The 20,932-nt window shown below is 65.0% G+C and carries 15 protein-coding genes; 5 read left to right on the top strand and 10 right to left on the bottom strand.

The features are described 5' to 3' along the window. Positions 1-30 precede the first annotated feature (30 nt). From BM136_RS13280 to BM136_RS13265, 4 genes are all read right to left on the bottom strand, one after another. Positions 31-516: a hypothetical protein gene (locus BM136_RS13280; protein ID WP_092972268.1), complete on the bottom strand. Its 486-nt coding sequence runs from the start codon at positions 514-516 to the stop codon at positions 31-33. A 22-nt stretch (positions 517-538) separates the two neighbouring features. Beyond that, entirely contained in the window at positions 539-2,479 is a 1,941-nt protein-coding gene (locus BM136_RS13275; RefSeq protein WP_092972267.1) for a S8 family serine peptidase, read from the bottom strand. 291 nt (positions 2,480-2,770) lie between these two features. Further along, a complete protein-coding gene (locus BM136_RS13270) occupies positions 2,771-3,787 on the bottom strand; it encodes a helix-turn-helix domain-containing protein (protein WP_092972266.1) in 1,017 nt (338 codons plus the stop codon). Positions 3,788-3,874: 87 nt separating this feature from the next. Next, a complete protein-coding gene (locus BM136_RS13265; RefSeq protein WP_092972265.1) occupies positions 3,875-5,392 on the bottom strand; it encodes a sensor domain-containing diguanylate cyclase in 1,518 nt (505 codons plus the stop codon). 291 nt (positions 5,393-5,683) lie between these two features. Between BM136_RS13265 and BM136_RS13260 the strand changes: the two genes are divergently transcribed. The 3 genes from BM136_RS13260 to BM136_RS13250 all read left to right on the top strand — a co-directional run bounded on the left by BM136_RS13260 (position 5,684) and on the right by BM136_RS13250 (position 10,555). After that, a complete protein-coding gene (locus tag BM136_RS13260; protein ID WP_092972264.1) occupies positions 5,684-5,878 on the top strand; it encodes a hypothetical protein in 195 nt (64 codons plus the stop codon). Positions 5,879-6,161: 283 nt separating this feature from the next. Continuing rightward, positions 6,162-8,795: a bifunctional lysylphosphatidylglycerol flippase/synthetase MprF gene (gene mprF, locus BM136_RS13255; RefSeq protein ID WP_092972263.1), complete on the top strand. Its 2,634-nt coding sequence runs from the start codon at positions 6,162-6,164 to the stop codon at positions 8,793-8,795. Then, entirely contained in the window at positions 8,792-10,555 is a 1,764-nt protein-coding gene (locus BM136_RS13250; protein WP_092972262.1) for a virulence factor family protein, read from the top strand. The genes mprF and BM136_RS13250 overlap by 4 nt, the downstream gene beginning before the upstream one ends. 78 nt (positions 10,556-10,633) lie before the next feature. Here BM136_RS13250 and BM136_RS13245 read toward each other — a convergent pair whose 3' ends face one another. The 3 genes from BM136_RS13245 to BM136_RS13235 form a co-directional block, all read right to left on the bottom strand. Then, a complete protein-coding gene (locus BM136_RS13245; RefSeq protein ID WP_092972261.1) occupies positions 10,634-12,355 on the bottom strand; it encodes a SulP family inorganic anion transporter in 1,722 nt (573 codons plus the stop codon). 79 nt (positions 12,356-12,434) lie between these two features. Next, positions 12,435-12,962, bottom strand: a complete 528-nt coding sequence (locus BM136_RS13240; RefSeq protein ID WP_092972260.1) for a sunset domain-containing protein — start codon at positions 12,960-12,962, stop codon at positions 12,435-12,437. Between the two features lie 216 nt (positions 12,963-13,178). Then, positions 13,179-14,105 (bottom strand): LysR family transcriptional regulator, encoded by a 927-nt coding sequence (locus BM136_RS13235; RefSeq protein WP_092972259.1) that lies wholly within the window; start codon positions 14,103-14,105, stop codon positions 13,179-13,181. 112 nt (positions 14,106-14,217) lie between these two features. On the opposite strand from BM136_RS13235, the gene BM136_RS13230 reads away from it, so the two are divergent. Further along, the gene (locus tag BM136_RS13230) at positions 14,218-14,967 is read left to right on the top strand and encodes an SDR family oxidoreductase (RefSeq protein WP_092972258.1); all 750 of its coding nucleotides are present in this window, start codon (positions 14,218-14,220) and stop codon (positions 14,965-14,967) included. Between the two features lie 89 nt (positions 14,968-15,056). Here BM136_RS13230 and BM136_RS13225 read toward each other — a convergent pair whose 3' ends face one another. The 3 genes from BM136_RS13225 to BM136_RS13215 form a co-directional block, all read right to left on the bottom strand. Then, positions 15,057-17,381 (bottom strand): TonB-dependent siderophore receptor, encoded by a 2,325-nt coding sequence (locus BM136_RS13225; protein WP_092972329.1) that lies wholly within the window; start codon positions 17,379-17,381, stop codon positions 15,057-15,059. A gap of 459 nt (positions 17,382-17,840) precedes the next feature. Next, positions 17,841-18,647, bottom strand: coding sequence for an oxidoreductase (locus BM136_RS13220; protein ID WP_092972257.1), 807 nt, complete (start codon positions 18,645-18,647; stop codon positions 17,841-17,843). A gap of 60 nt (positions 18,648-18,707) precedes the next feature. Further along, the gene (locus BM136_RS13215) at positions 18,708-20,168 is read right to left on the bottom strand and encodes an efflux transporter outer membrane subunit (RefSeq protein ID WP_092972327.1); all 1,461 of its coding nucleotides are present in this window, start codon (positions 20,166-20,168) and stop codon (positions 18,708-18,710) included. Positions 20,169-20,254: 86 nt separating this feature from the next. On the opposite strand from BM136_RS13215, the gene BM136_RS13210 reads away from it, so the two are divergent. Further along, entirely contained in the window at positions 20,255-20,869 is a 615-nt protein-coding gene (locus tag BM136_RS13210) for a TetR/AcrR family transcriptional regulator (RefSeq protein WP_092972328.1), read from the top strand. Positions 20,870-20,932: the final 63 nt, after the last annotated feature.

The following is a 20,932-nucleotide window of genomic DNA, read 5'->3' as shown; positions in this document are numbered from 1 at the left end:
GGGGCGTCTTGTACAACTTGCGTTAGTGAATCAGCGCGCCACGGGCTTGGCGTACTGGATCGGAACGTCCACGCGCGCCTGCGGCAGGGTCTTCTTGAGCTGCGCGCGCGCGTTCACAGCGTCCTGGAACGAAGCGAAGCGCAGGGTGCTGATGTTCAGGTGCCCGTAATACTCCGCCGACACGGGCGTTGCGGGCAGGCTGCTCACTGCCTGGCGCACGCTGTCGACCGACACCTGCGAGACAACCACCTCGTTGCGGCTCTCGCCCACCACGCCACGCTCATTGGCCACTTGCGTGACGGCTGAGGATGCCGCGCCCGCAGCCTTGGTGCGCGTGCCGCTGGAGAGCACCTTGAACGACTGCGATTCGATCTGCACCGTCGGTGCGCTTGCGTACCGGGCCAGCTCTTGCGTGCTCAGGTGCTTGCCCACCGTCACGTCGGCCGCCTGGCACGCCGAAGCCATCGAGAGGAGCGCCGCCAGCGCCACGGTCTTCATCAGGGTTGTATTGATCATGTTGATTGGTCTCCGAACGGGCTCACTTGGCAGCAATCACGCGGTACTCCACGGCCAGCGGCGCGGCGAGCGTCACGGTGTGGGTGCCGCCCTGGGGCTGGTACGTCGAGCAGGCGTTGGTCGGCACGCCACTTACGGCGTAGACCTCCCATGTGCCGGCCGCGTTCTCACCATAGAAGGCGTAGCTGCCCAGGCCGTACTTGTTCACGGTATCGACTCCGTTGTTGTAATAGCCGTTGTACGGCAGGGACAACGCCGACACCGTGCCCGACGGCGATTTCACAAAGAAGCCGACACTGCCCACGCACACCGAGCCCGATACGCGCAGCTGCAGCGCGTCGACCTTGTCCGTGCCCGACACGTTGAACTGGCCAAGCTTCTGCACCGCGCCGTAGTTGAACTGGTTTACGTTGGCAAAGGCCGCCGCGAAGTCCGGCACCGACAATGCAGCCGGCTTGTAGGTGACAGTGGCCTTGGCCATTTTCACCGCCGCTGATGCATCGACCAGACCGAAGCCGTACCACGTGGAATATGCATAGCCGGCGGCATTGGTCTGCCAGCCGTAGTCCAGCCGCGCGGTGGTCGCGCCGTCAGTCAGTGCGGCGCTGGTATCTCCAGTGGCGGCGCCCGTAAGCAAGTCGATTCGCGCGTTACGGCCGTCACGGCTGCCGTAATCGGTGTCGATCTTGCGAGCCGTCGCGCGCAGGATTTCGCGAACATCGCGCCACGTCAGGTTCGGGTTGGCTGCCAGCATCAGCGCGACCACGCCGGACAGCGTGGGCGTGGCCGCCGATGTGCCGTTCATGCTCGAGTAGTCACACTTCGCGTTGTCTTTCAGGTTGGTGGCGGTGCCTGGAATCGCAAAGTCATAGGTGTCGTCCGGATTGGCTCGGCTGTAGCCGCGTGCGCAGCCGCTGAGGTCGGTCGAGAAGATCTTTGGCCCGCTACCCACCTCACCGTATTTGCCGCCGTTGCCGTATTCGCCGCCCAAGCCTGTGATCCAGTTGACCGATCCGGCGTTGGAGTAGCTCGACTTGATGCCTTGCGCGTTTGCCGCCCCGACAACGATTACGCCAGGCTCCAGCGCTTCCGGATCATTGGCAGGGTTCTCGCAGCCGATCATGCCGGCGGTGCCGCCCACGGTCGGGCACGTGCGCGGCGGAAGGTTGATGTCGTCGTTGATGGATTCATATTCATTGCCCGACGCCTTGAGCATGACCAGACCGCGGCCGTTGCGCAGGTTCGGGAAGGCGCGTACCGCGGCCTGTGTCGAGGTGGACGTGTCGTACTCCAGCGGCGCCTGCGGGTTTGCGCCGTACGACGCATTGATGAGATGGCCGTTCTTCGACCAGGCAGCGCCGCCGTAGGCGGCGGTGATGTCGGGATTCGCCGCGCCAATAAAGCGCGCCCCGCCCAGCGTCGCGCGCGGAGCGATCCCCATGACGCCCTTGCCGTTCTGCGCCGCGGCGATGATGCCGGCCACGTTGGTGCCATGCGCGTCTTTGATGTTCGCGGGAATGTCTGCCGGTGTCGGATCGTTCGAGCCATCGTCGAAGTTGTGCGTCATGTCCGAGTTGGCATTGGCAAACAGATCTTCGTTGTGCACGTCGATGCCGTCGTCCAGCACGAGCACGTTCACGCCCTGGCCCTTGATGCCGGCCTTGTGCGCGTCTTCCACGTCGATGTCGGTCGTGCCGTTGGCCACCAGGCCGAACGCCGCGAAGAAGCTGGTCGCTTGCTTGAGCGCCCATTGATAGGCGTACAGCGGCTCGGTGCTGCCGGTCTGGCAGGCGTACTTGGCATCGACGCCGGTTTCTGCGCACGTGGATGCAGGCGGCGTGTTGCCACCCGTGTTGCCGCCGTTGTTGGCGGTATTGCTACCTGAATCTCCGCCGCCGCACGCGGCCAGGGCCACGGTGGCGAACAGCGTCAAGGCAAGCGTTTTTCCCGTAATGTCTTTCACGAGACCCCCGTTTTGTCGTTGTGTGTTGTGCAAAGCGCGGGATGTCCGCACCGCTTTGACCTGTTCGACGAAGAGAGGGCACGTCGCACGTGCCCGCCGCGAGCGCATGGGCGCTCATCAGGTCGGGCCGGATGCTCGCATGCACGTCAGTTGGGATTCAACGACGAAAGGGGCTGCGCGCGCGAACCGGTTCGGCCGTCGCGCGAACCTGTCAGCGCGTCTCAGTCTTGGAGGCGGCAGGGCGCGGGAGGTGGGAGAAAAAAGGGAGTGCGGGGAAGGGAGGCGCGCGCATCAGCGCATCTGCATGACCCAGGTGCGCCAGTCCTTGTGTTGCACGAAAGGCATGGCAGCGGCGCGGCCTTCGATGGCCAGCATGCGCGTTTCACGCGGCGACATGCCAGAGGCGCGGCGGTACGCGCGCGTAAAGTTCGATGCGTCGGAAAAACCGTAGGTCTGCGCGATTTCGGCCACCGAACGGTGCGTCTGCGATCGGTCGGCCAGGATCGCGTGGCACTGTCGCAGGCGCTCCGTGCGCAGGTAGTTGAAGAAGCCGCCCTCGCGCTCGAACAGCCGGTACAGCGTGGCGCGCGAGATACCGAACTGCACGGCCACGCCTTCGGGCGAAAGCGCGAGATCGGACAGGTTGTGCTGCACGTGCCGGCAGATCGACGCAAACAGGCTTTCCCTCACGGCCGGCGCACTGGCTTCGGTCACCTGGCAGTTGATGGCGGCCGCCGCCAGTTGCAGCGTGCCCGGGATGACGGCCTGCGCCTCGGCATTGCTCAACTTCCCGACCGATTGATAGAGCGAACAGAGGTGATCGCGCAGCAGCCCAACCATCGGGGCATCGCCACGCAGCACACGCATGCTCAGTTCGTCCGGTGCGCGAAGCAGCGGCGCCAGCAGGCGTCGTGGCACGGCCAGGCTCAGGAATCGACTGTCGTTCGTGCTTGTGGCGAGCGGCTGAGCAGCGTCGACGATGAACAGATCGCCGGGGCGTGTGGCGGTGCCGGTGGCGCAGTCGCGCTGTCCGCAACTGCCTTCCAGGTAATACTGGAGCACGTAGACATCCATGCCGTCGCGCCCCAGCTTGGAGCGGGAACGATCATAGTGCTGTGCCTGCGCGCTGATCATGCCCACACCCGTCTCGCCGCAAAGATAAGCGTCGACGCTGGCCTGAAAGCCATGCGACTGCGGCGCGGCGGAGCGCGTATCGAACAGCACGTTGATGGCATCTCGCCACGCCGCAAATTGATGCTCGCGCGGCAGCGCAGACGTATCGAAGTGGGAGTGCGGAGGTTTGCTCACAGCGTTTTCCTGAAAGTCACGCGCATTGTGCAGAAGCGATGGCCGATAATGGCATGCCCCCAAAGTGGGGTGCCTGCGGGGGCTGGACTAGACCACTGCCAGCTTCGGCCGCTCCTGTCTGGGCATGACCACGTTGCGGCCCGCCGCCTTGGCTTCATACAGGCGCCCGTCGGCGAGGTGGATGAGGTCTTGAACGGTATCGTCCGCCGCGGCGATGCCCGAGTGGGAAGCCACCCCGATGCTGACCGTCAGCTTGCCGTACGCGCTTCCCACGTTGGGCTCGTCGGCGCCCAGCACGGCGGTGCGGATGCTTTCGGCCACGCGCATGGCGCCGTTGAGGTCCGTATTGGGCAACACAGCGCAGAACTCTTCGCCGCCATAGCGGCCGGCAAAATCTCCCGGGCGCTTGATGCTGTCGTTGATGCAGCGTGCCACCGTGCGCAGCGCGGTGTCGCCGGCGGCATGGCCGTACTTGTCGTTGTAGGGTTTGAAGTTGTCCACGTCGATCATCAGCACCGACATCGGGGTGTGATGGCGATTGGCGCGACGCCATTCAACGTCCAATGCCGAGTCCAGCGCACGGCGCGTGCCGAGTCCGGTCAGGCTGTCGGTATTGGCCAGCAGATGCAATTGCTGCTCCATATCGAGCCGCTTGCGCAGTTGCTGCGCAAAAAGGAACGACAGCACCATGAATACCGCGTCGAGCATCAGCACGATGCCGCTGATCACCCATGCGCGCTGCCGCCATTCTGCGTAGATGTCTTCGGTGGCCAGACCGACTGTGACAATCAGCGGGTGGTCGCCGATATGGCGGAAGCTGAACAGGCGCTCGATGCCATCGATGCCGGCGACGTCTACGTAGGAGCCTTCCGGTGCGAGCAGCCGCTTCTGGAAGGCGGTGGCATCGGCCAGGCTGCGGCCGATGAGTTTTTCGTTGTACGGGCGCCGCATGAGCAGCGTGCCGTCGGTGCGTACCAGCGTTACGGTTGCGTGGGGGCCGAGGTTGATGCCGTCAAACAGCCGACGGAAGTAATTCAGGCGCAGCGTGCCGACCACGATGCCGTTGAATTCGCCATGCGGGCCGTTCAGCCGCCGGCTGAGTCCGAGCGACGTATCCAGGCCAGTCACGCGCGGGGTAAATGGCTCGCTGATATACAGCCCGACGTTCGCGGATCCCTGATGCACCTGGAAGTAGTCGCGGTCGCCCAGGTGAATATGCCGCGGCGGTACCGAACGGGAATCGAGGACCACGTTGCCGACCTTGTCAGTCACCAGCAGGGAGCCCAGGTCCTGCGCGTTGGTCGACCGGTCGAACAGCACCAGTTGGCGCACGGCGGGCTGCAACGCCAGCATGGCAGGGTCGCGCACACCGTCGATCACGGCCTGCAGCGACAGGTCGTACACCTCGATGTTGCGCGCGATGTCACGTTGCAGGATCAGCGACAGGTTGCCAGCAGCGTCGCGCGCGCGGGCCAGCGCGTCCGTGCGCATTTCCCAGAGCGACAGTGCGGTCAGTGCGGCCAGCATTAGCGCCAGCAACGACGCGCCGATGATCAGCAGGGAAGGCCGCCGTAGGAAGGCACCCGTGGCGCGCTGTAAAGGCATGCGCAGAATTGTGAAAATATTGAAAACGGTAGCCTCAATTGTGTACCGGACTCCACCTTCCTACGCAATACTATCTAAGACGTTTTCTGCAATGAAAACGTTTGCGGTGGTTGATTTCATCCTGTTCACGCAACGTTTTTGGCGGCGGGTGTGCAGCTTGCTGATCCTCGGCTGAGTGCCGCACCCGCGGCGCTGGGCATGTTGCCCACCCGACAGATGTGCATTCCGCCCCCCATGCCGTCGTGTCAGGCCAGCTTTGCCTATTCTGGGTAAGCATTCTTGGAGAACGCCATGCCAGAACCAGACGATCGCGCCTCACCCACTCCGGCGCCCGCCAACCCCCATCCGCCCGTGGCCGATACGCATGAAGAAGCCCTGCTCGACGAGGGCATTGAGGAAACCTTTCCTGCCAGTGACCCGGTTTCCGTCGATGCCGGCAAGCCCGATGTGCCCCCCAAGGCGCCGGAGAGCGCGCCCAAACCGTAAAATGCGGGCTGCGTGTCAACGCATCGGCGGTTTTAGCCGTCTTACGTAGGCCGCAAACAACGTGCGAATCCAGCACACGCGCCGTCTGAAGCGCGGGGCGAGAGAAAGCCGGCGCGCGCGACAAGCCCGTGCCGGCAGGTCGGGGTCCAATCAAGACGTCGATACCGTGCGGAGCATGGGCTTCGGCGGTTTGGCTTGCCGCGCTCTCCCGTCTCTGCGTGTCCGGATTCGTGTATCGCTTTGACCGGCACTCCACCAAGCCAGCAGGATTTCGTTTTTCACCATGCCTGACGCCGCGTCCAACGACGCCAGTCCAACATCACGCCGATCCTCGGCCCGCACCGTGCCTGACGCGCCTGCCACGCCTGCGCCCGCTGATTCCGGCTTTGGCCTCGCTGGCTGGATCGTGATCGGTGTGGTGCTGGTGCTTGGCGCGCTGGTGTTCGACAGCCTGTATGCGCTGCTCGACCATGTGCACTACGCCGACATGGTCGCCGCGCTGCAGGCCACGCCGCGCTCGCACCTGATGCTGGCCATGCTGGCCACGGCGCTCAGTTACGTCGCCCTGACCGGTTACGACGCGTCCGGCCTGCGCTATGCCGGCGCGCATGTGGCGCCCGCTACGGTGGCCACCACCTCGTTCATTGCTTATGCGCTGGGCAACACCGTCGGCCTCGGTTCGTTGACGGCCGGGGCGGTGCGCACGCGCTTGTACACGGCGGCCGGGGTCGATGCCGCGCGTGTGACGGAGGCGGTCGCGTTTGATGCAGGGGCGCTGGGCGTGTCCACCACGGCTTTTGGCGCGGTCGGGCTGCTGTGGGGCGCGCCGCACATCGCCGCGATTACGCATTTGCCGGCGGCGCTGCTCGAAGTCGTGGCACTGCTGGTCCTGGCCGGCGTCGTCGCGTTGCTCGTGCTGTGCATGCGTCAGCGCCATGTGACGCTGTTCGGCCGATGGGAAATCCGCCTGCCGCCGCCAGGATTGGCCGCGCGGCAGTTCGCGATTTCAGCGGCGGATATGAGTGCGGCTGCGGCGGCGCTGTGGGTGCTGATGCCAGCAGGCGCCGTCGATCTGCCCACTTTTGTGGCGTTTTACGCGCTGGCCGTCACGCTGGGGGTGCTCAGCCAGAGCCCGGGCGGCCTGGGCGTCTTCGAGGCGGTCATCCTCCTGGGCTGCAGCGGCCAAGCGCCGCCGGCCGAGGTGCTTGCTGCGCTGTTGTTCTACCGCGTCATCTATTTCCTGCTGCCGCTGGTCGTGGCCGCCGCCATGCTTGGCGCGTTCGAGTTGCGTTCCGGCGCGGGGGCGCCGTTCGGCCGCGCCGCGGTCAAGCTGTCGCCGGGGCTGCTGGCAGCGCTGACGATGGTGGCAGGCGTGATGCTGCTCGTCTCGGGCGTCACCCCAGCCAGCGACGAAGCCGAAGACCTTCTGCGCATGCACGTGCCGCTGTTCGTGGTGGAAGCCTCGCACATGATCGGCAGCGTGGCGGGGCTCATCATGCTGTTTGTCGCACGCGGGCTGCTGCACCGGCTGGATGCCGCATGGTGGGCAGCGCTGGTGCTGTCGCTGCTCACCGGCGTGCTGGCGTTGCCCAAGGGCATAGCCGTGTCGGAGATGGCGGTGCTGGTGACGCTGGCGATGCTGCTCGTCATCTCGCGCCGGCAGTTTGACCGGCCGTCGTCGCTGTTCTCGCAGCGCCTGGAGGCGGGGTGGCTGCTCGCCATGGTCTGCGTGTTTGCGGCGTGCGTGTGGATCCTCTTCTTCGCCTACCGCGAGGTGGCTTACGCCAACCAGCTCTGGTGGCAATTCACGTTCGACGGCGATGCGCCGCGTTCCATCCGCGCGCTGATGGCTGTGGCCGTAACGGGGCTCGGCTTCGGCATGTGGCAGCTCTTTCGCAAGGAGCCGGGCGTTACGACTTTCCCGAGCGACGAAGAACTCTCCCGCGCGGCCGAGATCGTCCGCAAGCAGCCCGCCGCCGATGCCACGCTCGCGCTGATGGGCGACAAGAGCCTGCTGTTTTCGCCGTCGGGCAACGCGTTCATCATGTACGCCAAGCAGGGGCGCTCGTGGGTGGCGTTGTCGGACCCCGTGGGCGCGCAGCAGGAATGGCCCGAGCTGATCTGGCGCTTTATCGAAATGGCCGACGCGCATGGCGGGCGCGCCGCGTTCTACAAGACGCGGCCGCAGACGCTGTCGCTGTATCTCGATGCGGGCCTGCGTGCCTACAAGTTGGGCGAAGAGGCGTATGTGTCGCTGCCCGAGTTCAGCCTGAAGGGCTCGCGCCGCGCCAACCTGCGCCATGGCGTGACGCGCGGCGAGCGCGAAGGCCTGTCGTTCGAGATCGTGCCGACGGAAGATGTGCCCACCGTGCTGGACGAATTGCGCGCCATCTCCGATGAATGGCTACGCAACCAGAATGCGCGCGAAAAAGGCTTTTCGCTGGGCGCGTTTGACGACCGTTACATCCGCAGCCAGCCCGTGGCCGTGGTGCGCCGCGAGGGCGTCATCCTGGCGTTTGCCACGCTGATGTGCCCCGACGTGCTGCGCATCGAGGCGAGCGTCGACCTGATGCGCTATCGCAGCGACGTGCCTCCCGGCACGATGGATTTCCTGTTCGGCAAGGTCATCCTCCACTTCCAGGCGCAGGGGTATCAGCGTTTCGGGCTGGGGATGGCACCGATGTCGGGCATGGTTGAGCATCAGCTTGCGCCGCGCTGGCACCGCTTCGGACGGATGATGTTCCGACACGGCGCGCGCTTCTACAATTTCAGAGGGCTGCGCAATTTCAAAGACAAGTTCGAGCCGGTGTGGGAAGCCCGCTACCTGCTCGCACGTGGCGGTATTGCGCCGCTGTTCACATTGACGGACGTCGCCGCGTTGATCGGCGGCGGCTTGAAGGGAGTGATCTCCAAATGAGTTGGCAAGCACCGCGCACACAAGAGGCGCGGCATCGGAGAGTGCTACGCAAAGGCTTGCGTTGGGCTGGGCATTTGAGTGCGGTCGGCATGGTGCTGGCAACGTCCTGGGCCATCGCAGCCGATGCTCCGGCTGCCCCCAAGCCCACACCTGCGCAGGGTCCGGTGCTGGTGCCGCCTGTGGGCATGACGGGCGCCAGCGGTGTTTTGGCGGTGCCGCCGCGCGGCGACATGCCGCCTCGCCTGCAGATGAGCGCTGCGGCTGTCACCGCCAACAAGGCCGCCAACGGCGGCGTGCTGTCGCTGCCCGTGGTGGCGCCCACCACGGCCGCGGCGGCGCCGGGTGCTGTCGAGTTCGTCACGCACGGGCGCTTTCGCGATGTGCCGGTCTACAAGCCGAGGGGCGAAATCCGCTCCGTCGTGCTGATGCTCTCGGGCGACCTGGGCTGGACGCCCGCCGCATCGCGCATGGCAGAGAGCCTCGCGCAGCAGGGCGCCTTGGTGGCAGGCCTGTCGACACCTGCGCTGTTCGCGAGCCTGGAGGCTGACCTGGGCGATTGCGCCTTCCCGGACGGTGACCTCGAAAACTTCAGCCGCTTCCTGCAGGCCTACGAGAAAGTGCCAGGCTACTACCCGCCCATCCTCGTTGGCGACAACGAAGGCGGTGCGCTGGCCTACGCCATGATTGCCCAGGCGCGCCCGAATATCTTTGCCGCGGCCATGTCGATGGAATTCTGCCCCGTGCTGGAGCTGCGCAAGCCGCTGTGCAAGGGCGAGGGCGTGCACTTCAGCCGCCGCATGAGCGAGAGCCGCACCACCGCCAAGCGCGTCAAGCCGCCTGAAAATGCCGGGGTGGTTCTGCTGCCCGCCACGAAGCTGTCTGCGCCGTGGGTGGCGCTGCAATCGGCCACGCCGACGTCGTTTGCGCGGCGCTCCGGTCCGCTGTGCGAAGCGCGTGCCACGCAAGCCTTCATCGATACGATTTCGGGGGCGCAGTCGGTGGCGTTGCCGACTACCGTGTCGGCTGCCAATGCACCGCCCGTGACCGCCTCCGACCTTTTCAAGACTGCTTTCGCCAAGCTTGTCGCGCAGCGCAAACCGCCGCCCCCGCCGCCGCCCGCAGCGGTGTCCGACCTGCCGATCATCGAAGTGCCCGCGCAGCCCGGTACACCGTCGGAGTTGTTTGCCGTACTGCTCTCGGGTGACGGCGGTTGGGCAGGGCTCGACAAGGAGGTGGCCGCTGCGCTTTCCAAGTCAGGCGTGCCCGTGGTCGGCATCGATTCGCTGCGCTACTTCTGGACGCCGCGCACGCCAGCCTCTGCCGCCGCCGATATGGATCGGCTCGTGCGCTTTTACGCCGCTCGCTGGAAGAAACAGAAGGCTTTGCTGATTGGCTATTCGCAGGGCGCAGACGTGCTGCCCTTCATCGTCAACCGGATGCCGGCGGCATCGCGCGAGCATGTTGCGCTGGCCGTGATGATGGGTCTGGGCAAGCGTGCCGATTTTGAGTTCCACATGACCAACTGGGTGTCGAGCAGCGCGTCCGGCCTGCCGATCCTGCCGGAGGTGCAGAAGCTGCCGGCGGGCCTGGGCATGTGCATTTACGGCAAGGAAGAGAAAGACACCAATTGCCCGGGCCTGGACCCGAAGCAGGTGCAACTGGTGAAGCTGCCTGGCGGCCATCACTTTGATGGCGATTACGCCAAGCTGGCGCGCATCATTCTCGAAGGCGCGCGTGCAGCGGGCAACGCCCCGCGCTAATCCGCCAACGCCGGGGGTGGCGTGCGTCGCGCAGCCCCGGGAAGACCGGCGTGTTTGGAACGAGGCGGCGTTGTCGCGCTAGGCCGGTGCGGGTGTGCCGCCCGTTGAGGCCAGCGACTGCACACACTCGTCCACGCTCAGCTCGTGCAGCATCTCGGTGCGCAGCGTGTTGTCGGTGGCGCGCTGCAGGACGGTCAGCGCGCGCGGCTTGAGTCGCACCAGCATCAGTTGCAGGCCGCGCGCCGCACATTCGGCAGCAAAGATGCGCAGCGCTTCGATGGCCGAGCCATCCACGTCCGGTGTTTCTTCCAGGCTGAGCATGATGGCGCGCAGCGCGGGCTCATGCGGCTGTTGCAGCATCGCACGCACCTTGCCGAGCACGCGCTCGGTGTTGGCGAAGAACAGCGGGACTTCGGGCCGGACGATCAGCACGCCAGGCACCGGCTTGGCTTCGGGGTGCAGTGACACATCGACGAAATCGTGGCTCTCCCGCAGGCGACCGAGCACGCTCACGTTGGGCTCGGAAAGCTGGCGCAGCGTCAACAGCAGACTCACGCCAATCGCGGCCAGCAGCCCGTGCAGCACGCCCAGCACCAGCACGGCCAGCAACGCGGCAATCACCACCAGCCGATCGCGGCGCCAGGCCCAGTAGGGCTTGAACACAGCCGGATGCAACGAATGGCTCACCGCAAAGATCACGATGGCCGCCAGCACCGGCTCGGGAATGCGCGCGAGTTGCGGCAGGAACAACCACACGATCAGCGCCACCACGGCTGCTGCACAGAGCCCCGAAAAACGCGATTGCGCGCCCGCGGCTTCGTTGGCAGACGTGGCTGAATATCCGGCGCCGACGGGCATGCCGTGCAGCAGGCCAGAGAGCAGATTCGCGCAGCCCAGTGCGACGAGGTCACGGTTGGCGGAGATGCCATCGCCGTGCTTGAGCGCGAAGTTGCGGATCGAGCCGTAGGACTCGGCATAGAGGATCAGCATGAGGGCAAAACCGAGTTCGGCGCTTTGCATCCATTGCACCCGGTTCAGCGCAGGCACGCCGAAGCTGATGTTCTGCAGGTCGATATGGCCGACCACGGCAATGCCGTAGCTGTGCCAGTCGATCCAGTAGCCAGCCGCGATGGCCAGCACGATGACGACCAGCGTGGCCGGAATGCGCCCCCAGCGCCCAAGGCCGAAGAGCAGCGCGAGTGCGACGGCGCCCAATGTCGTGCTGTACCGGTTGGCACTGGCCGCACTGGTGATGAGGTCGAGCGCGATGCGTGGCGTGTCGCTGTGGTGCACCGTCACGTCGAGGATCTTGGGCAACTGCTTGACGGCAATCGTCAGTGCCAGCCCGAACGTGAAACCCCGCAGCACCGGTCGCGCGATGAAATCCGACATGCCGCCCAGGCGTGCCGCGCCCGCCAGGATGAACAGCACGCCCGTTGCGATGATGAGCGCCGCCGCCATCGTGAGCGCCGTCGGGCCGCTGGCCCCGGGCTCCGAAAGCACCGTCGCAAATAGCACGGCGGCCGACGACGATGTGGCCGAGACAATGGCAAAGCGGCTCGTGCCGACCAGCGAATAGACCACCAGCCCGCACAGCAATGCGATCAGCCCGGCCTGTGGCGGCAGGCTGGCTATGCCTGCGTAAGCAACGGCTTCGGGCAGCAACAGGCCCGCAATCGAGAACCCTGCGATGACGTCGCGCACCACCCGCTGCTGTGGCGGCTGGGGCGGCGCAGCCAACGGGGCGAAGCCCTCTGGGTGCTGCAGGGCGGCGGCGGGATGTTCGTTGCTGGGGGGCATGCGATGCGGTAATCAGGCTGAAATGGACGACGCCGCGACCCGGGTGGGCCGCGGCGTGCGAGTTTGCTTCAGGCGTGTCTTACTTGGTACAGGCCTTGTTGCGGCTGGGGCGCATGCCGGCAGCCTTGGCGTCGGCTTCGGTCATGTATTCGCCCTGCTTGGTCTTGCCGTAATAGCGATCGCCCGGGCAGTGGTAGACCTTGGTGCTGGCATTGGCCCAGACCTTGTCGGGGCCGCCGCCGGGGGCAACGGTGCCTGCAGCGGCCGCGGCCGGTTTGGCAGGCGCTGCGGCTGCGGGTTTGGCTACAGGTGCCGGGGCAGGCGCGGCGGGAGCGGCTGCGGCAGGTTTGGCCGGAGCCGGTGCGGCAGGTGCAGCGGCCGGCGCGGCAGCAGGTGCACCGCCTGCGCTGGCTTTCTTGTCGACACCGCCATGGCCGCGGCAAGCGCCCTTGAGCGTCGCGCCACTATACGGGGTGCCATCCTTGCAGACCGCGTGGACGGCCGCCGGGGCCGCTGCCGGTGCGGTGGCGGGCGCGGCGGTGCCCTGCGCAAACGCCGAGCCCATCACCAGCGCACCCATCGAAAACATCAACGCAGACAGTTTCATAACGAGACCCTCAACGAGGCACGGAGATACGTGCGTGACCGATTAACGCTGGCCGACCGCGCGCGTTGACCCACCCGAGGGTTTGTCAGAAGACAAACGCTGCAACGTTGATCATTCCGCAACAGTCGGCGTCGCTTGTGTTGCGCCGACGGGCGAATGCGGCGTCGGCGTCGGCGTCATCCCAGCATAGGCAAGATCACGTGGCCCGGTGAAGTTTCAGGCGAATGCGCCAACGCCTTGCACAAGCCGCTTGGCCAGACGCGGCTGCCGTAGTTGTTCGAGCCACCATTGGAGTGCGCGGCCTTCACCATCGCCATCGCCGCTGCGCCAGCCGACGTAGAGCAGGTTCGGTTCACGTGGATCGGTGGTGCGTTTCTCCACCAGCTCGCCGCGCGCGAGCAACGATGCCACGCGCTGCCTCGGCAGCCAGCCGACGCCCAGGCCGTCGCGCTGCGCGAGCGTCTTGGCACGCATGCTGGGCACGGCCAGCGTAGGTTGCCCGCTGAGCATGCCGTAGGCGCGGCCGGCGGTGGTTCGCGCTGAATCGGCCACCACCACGGCCCGATGCCGGGCAATTTCCTCACGCGTGAGTGGCGCCTCGATGGCTGCCAGCGGATGCCGAGGCGACACGGCAAACACCCACTCCACCACGCCCAGTTCGAACCACCCGAGGTTCGGGATGGACGGCGGCTCGTTGGTCGCCCCGATGACGAGATCGGCACGGCCGTCGCGCAGCGCCTCCCATGTGCCGGCCAGTACCTCGTGCGTCACGCGCAGCGCCACGCCCGATTGCAGTGCGTCGAACGCGTGCATCACGGGCATGAGCGATTCGAACTCCAGCAGTTCGTCCGTCACGATCCACAAGCGGTCTTCCCAGCCGTTGGCCACCTGGCGCACGCGCTGCGCCACGCGCGATACGTCCTGCGCCAGCCGCGCGGCTTCTTCCGTCAACAACTGCCCGGCGCGCGTGAGCTGCAGCCGATAGCTGCGCCGATCAAACAGCAAGGCGTCGAAGCGCTGCTCCAGTTGCCGTGCGGCATACGACACGGTCGACGGCGCCTTGCCCAGTTGCGCAGCCGCGCGCGACAGGCTGCCCGTCTGCCGGATGGCCTCAAGCAGGGCCAATTCTTCGTCCGTCAACATGTGCAATTCCTTCGAACATGTTCATCGTCCAGATCGTATGGCAAACCGCTTACCCGCGTCCACACTGCAGTCACGCGATTGTTCAAGTTCAACTTTCCTACTGGAGGACATCATGAATCGCTTCGAAGGCAAGACCGTTCTGGTCACTGGCGGCAACAGCGGTATTGGCCTGGCAGCCGCCCAGGCATTTGTGCGGGAAGGCGCCCGTGTGGTCATTACCGGCCGTGATGCCGCAGCGCTGGAAACGGCGCGCGCCGCGCTCGGCAACAACGCCATCGCCATCCGCAATGAAACCGGCAGCGTGGCGGCCGCACGCGAGCTGACCCGTCAGTTGCAGGAGGCCGGCGTGCGTCTGGACGCCGTGTTCATCAACGCCGGCATGGCCCGGTTTGCCGCCGTGCCGGACGTGGACGAGGCACTGTGGGATGCCACCTTCAACGCCAACGTGAAGGGCGCGTTCTTTCAGATCCAGGCACTGCTGCCCATCCTCAACAAGGGCACGTCGATCGTGCTGAACGGCTCCATCAACGCGCACATCGGCATGCCGAATTCGTCGGTGTATGCCGCGAGCAAGGCTGCGCTGATCTCGCTGGCGAAGACGCTGTCGGGTGAGCTGATCGGCTCGGGCATCCGCGTGAATGTGGTCAGCCCCGGCCCCGTGACGACGCCGCTGTACGGCAAGCTCGGCCTGGATGCCGACACGCTGGCCGCTACCGCTGCGCAGATCCAGAGCCAGGTGCCGATGGGCCGCTTTGGCCAGCCGGAGGAGATTGCTTCGACCGTGCTGCATCTGTCGGCGCCGGAATCGGCCTTCATTGTCGGCACGGAGATCATTGCCGACGGCGGCATGAGCCAGATTTAAGCCCACCCGTTGGCCGGTGGCCCCGACTGGGTGGCGAGCGCTAAGCGGCTTTTCTTAAGCGCTCGCCTTGCCGGCTTGGCCGGCCAACGTCAGAAGTTGTGGGTCACGCGCAGTGTCAGCGTGCGGCCCGGCTGAACGGGGATGAAGTTTCCAGACTGTGCGTTGCCGTAAGCCCGGATATTGAAGAGATTGCGCGCGAAGAGATCGACGCTCCAGGATTTCTGGTGCCAGAAGAGACTGGCGTCGGCGCGCATGAAGCCGGGCATGCGAAACGGGGTGTCACCGTAGCATGGGGCGCCGCGTTGCCCGGTGACGCCAATCCCGGCGCCCGCGCCTTTCAATGGGCCCGCCTGCATGGTGTACGTCGTCCAAACCGCTCCGCTCAGGAATGGCGCCTGCGGCAGGAACCCCGTGGTCAGCGTGCCCGATACGCGAGACAGTGCCACCCACAGCGAAGTGTCCAAGCCTTTCGTTACCGCACCTTGCATCGAGACTTCCAGTCCTTCGCTGCTCTGTTGTGCGATTTGCGTGTCGTAGCCGGCGGGCGCCACATCCACCACCCTCACGTGGCGCGCGTCAATGCGATACAACGCGGCCTGCATCGTCAGCGCGCGGTTGACATCTGCCCAGCGCAGCCCGGTTTCCAACTGACGACTCCGTTCAGGCAACAAGGCTTGGCACGGGTCGAAGTAGCTGGTGTTGAGGCGGAAACCGCGTGAGTAATCGGCAAACCATGCGGTATGCGGCGTCAGCTTGTAGAGCACGCCCAGCGACGGCGTCCAGGGGGAGCCCTGAAGCTGCGCGAGCGGCAGTTTGGCGATGTAGTTGTTCACGTACAGGGCGCCGGATAGCTCCCAATGCTCGCCAATGGCGACTTGGTCGCGCACGCGAAACACCGACTGCCGTACCGATTGCGAAACTTGAATGCCCGGCACGAACGTGGCCGGCGGCAGTTGAACAGGGGCAAACGGATTCTGCGGCATCAGCAAAGGCGTCGCCGCAAAGACCATGTCCTGCCGTTCCTGAAACTCATCCCAGCCGAATGTGAGCACGTGCTGGAACGGCCCATGTGCGAACCTGCCCGTAAGCTCGTTCGAGATGGCCCATGAGGTGTCGTTGCTGCGATCGCCAAGGTTCAGTGTCGACGTAGGTGCCGTGTTGTTGACCACGAGCGCCGTATGCCAGAGCGCAGATTGTTCGGTGAGCGCTTCGTACGTGCCAAGTGAGTGCAAGGACCAATCGTCCGACAGGTTGCGCGAGACCTTGTAATAGGCGCGGCTCGCGCGGGACTGCACGTTGTCGTCGGCATTGCCCAGCGGGCTTTGCATGGCCAATCGGACAGGCGCGCCATTCAGTGCGAACGTGGCGGGCGGCATGGGCTGGCGGCTGGTGACGGATTCGAGTCCGACCGTGACCTCCGTAGCGGCATCGTGCCACCCGAGCGCCGCGAGCCCGTAGCTCTTGCGGCGACCGGCGTATCCGGAATCGCTGTTGGCTGTTGTGTCCTGCAACGCCACCGTCCGGTAAGACAGGTCGGTCGATCCGATTGGGCCGGCCAGATCCACCAGGGCTTTGCGCTCGGCGTGCGAGCCGATTTCTACGGACACCGTTCGTTGCGGCGCTACCGTGGGTGCCCTGAGATTGGCATTGATGCCGCCCACGGCGGTGGGGGCACCCCCGATGTCAGCATGCGTTCCCTTGATCACTGAAACATCTTCTACCGCCTCGAGGGGGCGCAGCGCAGCCATCTTGTCGGGCTGACCATCGACCGAGATCTGTCCTGTCATGAAACCCCGCGTGGCGTACCGTGGGGCGGCAGTCGGGTCGAGCGACATTGATGAGACACCGGCAAGCGCCAGGGCATCCGCCATCGACGGGGCATTCTGGCTGGTGAGCAACTCTCTTGTGAGGGTGCTGACGGCGTGGGGCACGCTCGTGATAGGCGTCTCGATATGCGTGATGGGGCCTGTTGTGAAGACGGCAAAGTCGCCGCCCGTCTTTGCGCGTACTTCAGCTGGGGGCAGGGTCCCGATGTCGCGCGGCTGCTCTGTGGTCCGCACGATGGTCAACGTGTTGTCGGGCAGCGTGGTCAGTTGCAGACCGCTGTCTTTGAGGGCCTGTTCCGCAGCCTGCTGGGCCGACATGGCACCGCGAACCGGACCAGCCAACAGGTCTTTGGCAAGACCGGAGGGGAACGACATGGGCTGTCCGCTCACGTTGGCGATTTCCATCAACACGCGCTCCAAGGGCGCCCGCTCGATGGAAAAATCCCACGTGCCCAGCGGGGCAGCGTGGGCGTACTGCGCAGCGAACAGCGCTGCAAGACCAAACAGTCGCACGCCGTGCAATGTGCGGCCCGTGCGCGGCAGGCGAGCCTGCGCCGTTGCGCATGCGATGGCTTTAGACGGCCGCATGGTGATGATGCACGCGGCGCAGCGGCACTTCGAGCACATCCTGACGAGCGATCAGGCGGCGAGGTCTGCGGTCACCCTGGTGTGCGGGGCTCCGTCTCCATAGCGGGTCCGGAAAACACAGCGCCGCCGCTTACAGTGCAGCGTAGCGTGAGCCCCTGTGCACATCTCTCTTGTTAGGCGAATTCCCCTTTTGTGCTGCCCCTTCATCACGCAAGTCCCCCGACTTTTTTTGGTGGTACGGCGCATTTCGGCGTGCAGGAACCATGCCATGCGGGGCTTTGGCGGCAGACGCACGCGTTGCCGCCACGCCTGACAGGATGCGTCGTCAAGCTTCCATGAAGGGGCAGGTTTGATGAGCTTTTTTCAAGATGTTTTCTGGCGGCACGTCCGAGGTTCTGGACTTGCGGTGAACATTGTTGAGCTTTCGGGTGGGGAGTGAGCGCGCTTGCCGCAGCGCGCTCAGGAGAGGCCGAATGTCTTCCTCAGGCTCGCATCAACAGGGCCTGCCGGCATGAACCGGCGCAGCTTGCTGAGAAGGGACGCCTCGCCTTTGGGTGTACGGCGCATCTTCCAGGCTCCCAGTGCGGCATCGACGATGGTGCTTGCGACCCCATCAGGGTCCGGCGCCTTCTGAACACTCTTTTGAATGGCCTGCGAAACGATGCCGCGCTCCGCGTCGTAGGCGGAGACCTTGGAAACCGCTTGAGGTGCGTTGGCATCCAGGCTGGTTCTGGTGAATGACGGCTCGACAAGCACCACACGGATTCCGAACTTGCGCACCTCGTGATCCAAGGTCTCGGACATTCCCTCCACCGCGTGCTTGGATGCCGAATACAGGCCCATGTAAGGCGCTGGCAGGAAGCCGAGCACCGAGCTGATGTTGACGATGCGCCCCGAGCGTTGCGCACGCATGTGCGGCAAGACGGCCTGCGTGGTGCGCAGGATGCCGAACACGTTGGTGTCGAACAGCGTCTGGGCTTCGGCAACCGACGTTTCTTCTGTCGCGCCGAGCAGGGCCACGCCGGCGCTGTTGACCAGTACATCAATACGATTGGCCTGCGCGATGATCGTCTCGATTCCGCGCTGGATAGAGGCTTCATCACGGATATCCATCTGGACCAGTTCAACGCCGGCGATCGGTTGAGTGCGAGCGATGTTGCGCACGGTGCCGAATACGCGGCACCCGCGCAGAGCAAACTTCGCGGCGGTGGCACGGCCGATGCCCGAGGACACGCCGGTAATCACAACGACTTTGGAATTCGACATGGCAACTTCTTTCTGTATGGGTGAATGGGATCTGCGGTAAATCGGGTTTTTGTCAGCGGTTTATTTGCTGGCGACGGCGGTCGGGATATCGGGCTGCCAGCCTCCGCCCAGTGCCTTGAATGCCGCGACAGCGGCACGCGCGGATTCCGTTTGGGCCTGGGCGCGTGCGTCCGATGCACGCAACAGGCTCTCGTCTGCCTGCAGGACTTCGATCAGGCTGACGACGCCTTTTTGATACGCAGCAAATGAAGCATTTCGCGCGCGGCTCAGCGAATCCACGCCTTGCGTGAGCACCGTGGCCTGCTCCTCGCGCTTGACGAGGGCAGAGAAGGCGTCCTCCACATCTTCCGTGGCGCGCAGCACGGCAAGCCGGTACGCAGCGAGCATCTCCGCCTCTTGCCCCTTGGCCTGATCGATCTGCGCGTTGATGCGGCCGAAGTCGAACAGGCGCCAGCGCAGGCCCAGCACGCCGGCAAATTGGCTGGCGCCGCTGCCGAACAGGCTTCCGGCGCCCACCGATGTGGCACTGCCCAACAGGCCGCCAAGCGAGAACTTCGGGTAGTACTCCGCGATGGCGACGCCGATGCGCGCGTTGGAAGCCGCCAGGCGGCGCTCGGCGACGATGAGGTCGGGGCGGCGCCTCAGCAAATCGCCGGGCGATCCGCTGATGGCAATCTGCGGTGCGGCGGGGATGTCACCGTCTTGCGCAAGCTCGTCCCGGTGCGTGCCCGGTAACGAGCCGAGCATCACGTCCAGCGCGTTCATCGCTGCATCCAGACCTGCTTCAAGCTGCGGAATGGAGGCGCGAACCTGCGCCAGCGCACCTTCCGCCTGCCTGACTTGAAGCTCCGCCGCCAGCCCCTTGCCGTAAAGCAGGTTGATGGTGGCGAGCAATTCCTCTTGCGTCTTCACCTGATGGCGCGCCACCTTCAGGCGCGTTTGCAAGCCGCGGATGGTGATGTAGATATCGGCAGTCTGCGCTGCCACGGCCAGCCGTGTGGCGACGGCGCCTGCTTGGGAGGCTTGGTAGTCCGCCAGCGCAGCCTCGCGGCCACGGCGTAGGCCGCCAAATACGTCCAGCTCCCAACTGGCGTTCACGTCAGCCTCGAACGCGTTGCCGTAGCGGTCAAAGCCGGGCCTCGAGTTCAGCACGCGGCCCAATGGGGTTTCGACAGACTGGTATGCACGCGCAGCCTGGCCTGTGACATTGCCGGACGGCAGCAGTGCAGCATTGGCGGCCCCTAAGCCGGCACGGGCCTGCGTGACGCGTGCGAACGCCTGGACAAGGTCCAGGTTCTGTTCCAGTGCAAGCTGCACCAATCTGGTGAGTTGCGGATCGCCAAAGCCCGCCCACCACGTGGAGAGGTCAGCTGCCGTGTTGGCGGGGCGCTGCTCCACTGCGGTCTGGCCACGGAACCGGTCCGGGATCGGTGCGTCGGGCTTCACATAGTCGGGGCCGACCGCACATCCGGCCGCCAAGCATGCAAGGAGGAGGGCCGCAGAGGCGTGTTTTGGCAGCATGACGAGGTCCATCGAAATTTTTAGTGACTATAGTACAAATTGGTCACAAGTTGTTCAACTATCGCGACTCGCGTAAGCTGAAGCCCATGAAGACCCCTCCCTACCCCGTCTCCGCCCGCGGCCCGGCGGATCACGATGTGCGAGACCAGATCGTCGCCGCCGCCACCGAGCACTTCAGCCGCTACGGCTACGAGAAGACTGCTGTGTCCGATCTGGCCAAGGCCATCGGTTTTTCCAAGGCCTACATTTACAAGTTCTTCGAGTCCAAGCAGGCCATTGGCGAGATGATTTGCGCCAACTGCCTGCGCGAGATCGAGGCCGACGTGAATGCAGCCCTGGCGGAGGCAGACTCTCCGCCCGAGAAGCTGCGCCGCATGTTCAAAGCCTTGACGGAGTCCAGCCTCCGGCTGTTTTCCCATGACCGCAAGCTGTATGAAATTGCCGCCTCGGCAGCGACTGAGCGCTGGCAGTCTGTGATTGCCTACGAAGGCCGTATCCAGACGTTGCTGCGCGATGTGCTGCAGGAGGGCCGCGAGACCGGAGACTTCGAGCGCAAGACGCCGCTGGACGAAGCCACAGCTGCCATCTCCCTGGTCATGCGCCCCTACATGAATCCGTTGCTTCTGCAGTACAGCTTTGACTACACGGACACGGCGCCCGGACTGCTTTCGAGCCTCGTGCTCCGGAGTCTTTCCCCCTGACATGCAGTTTTTTTTTCTTTGTGACCATTGACTAAATTGGTCACAAGAACAAGAATGAAAGCC

Origin of the sequence: Ralstonia sp. NFACC01 (assembly GCF_900115545.1) — a bacterium.
Classification (GTDB): domain Bacteria; phylum Pseudomonadota; class Gammaproteobacteria; order Burkholderiales; family Burkholderiaceae; genus Ralstonia; species Ralstonia mojiangensis.
Note: the sequence above shows the minus strand (reverse complement) of the source record. Positions and strands in the feature narration are given on the sequence as shown.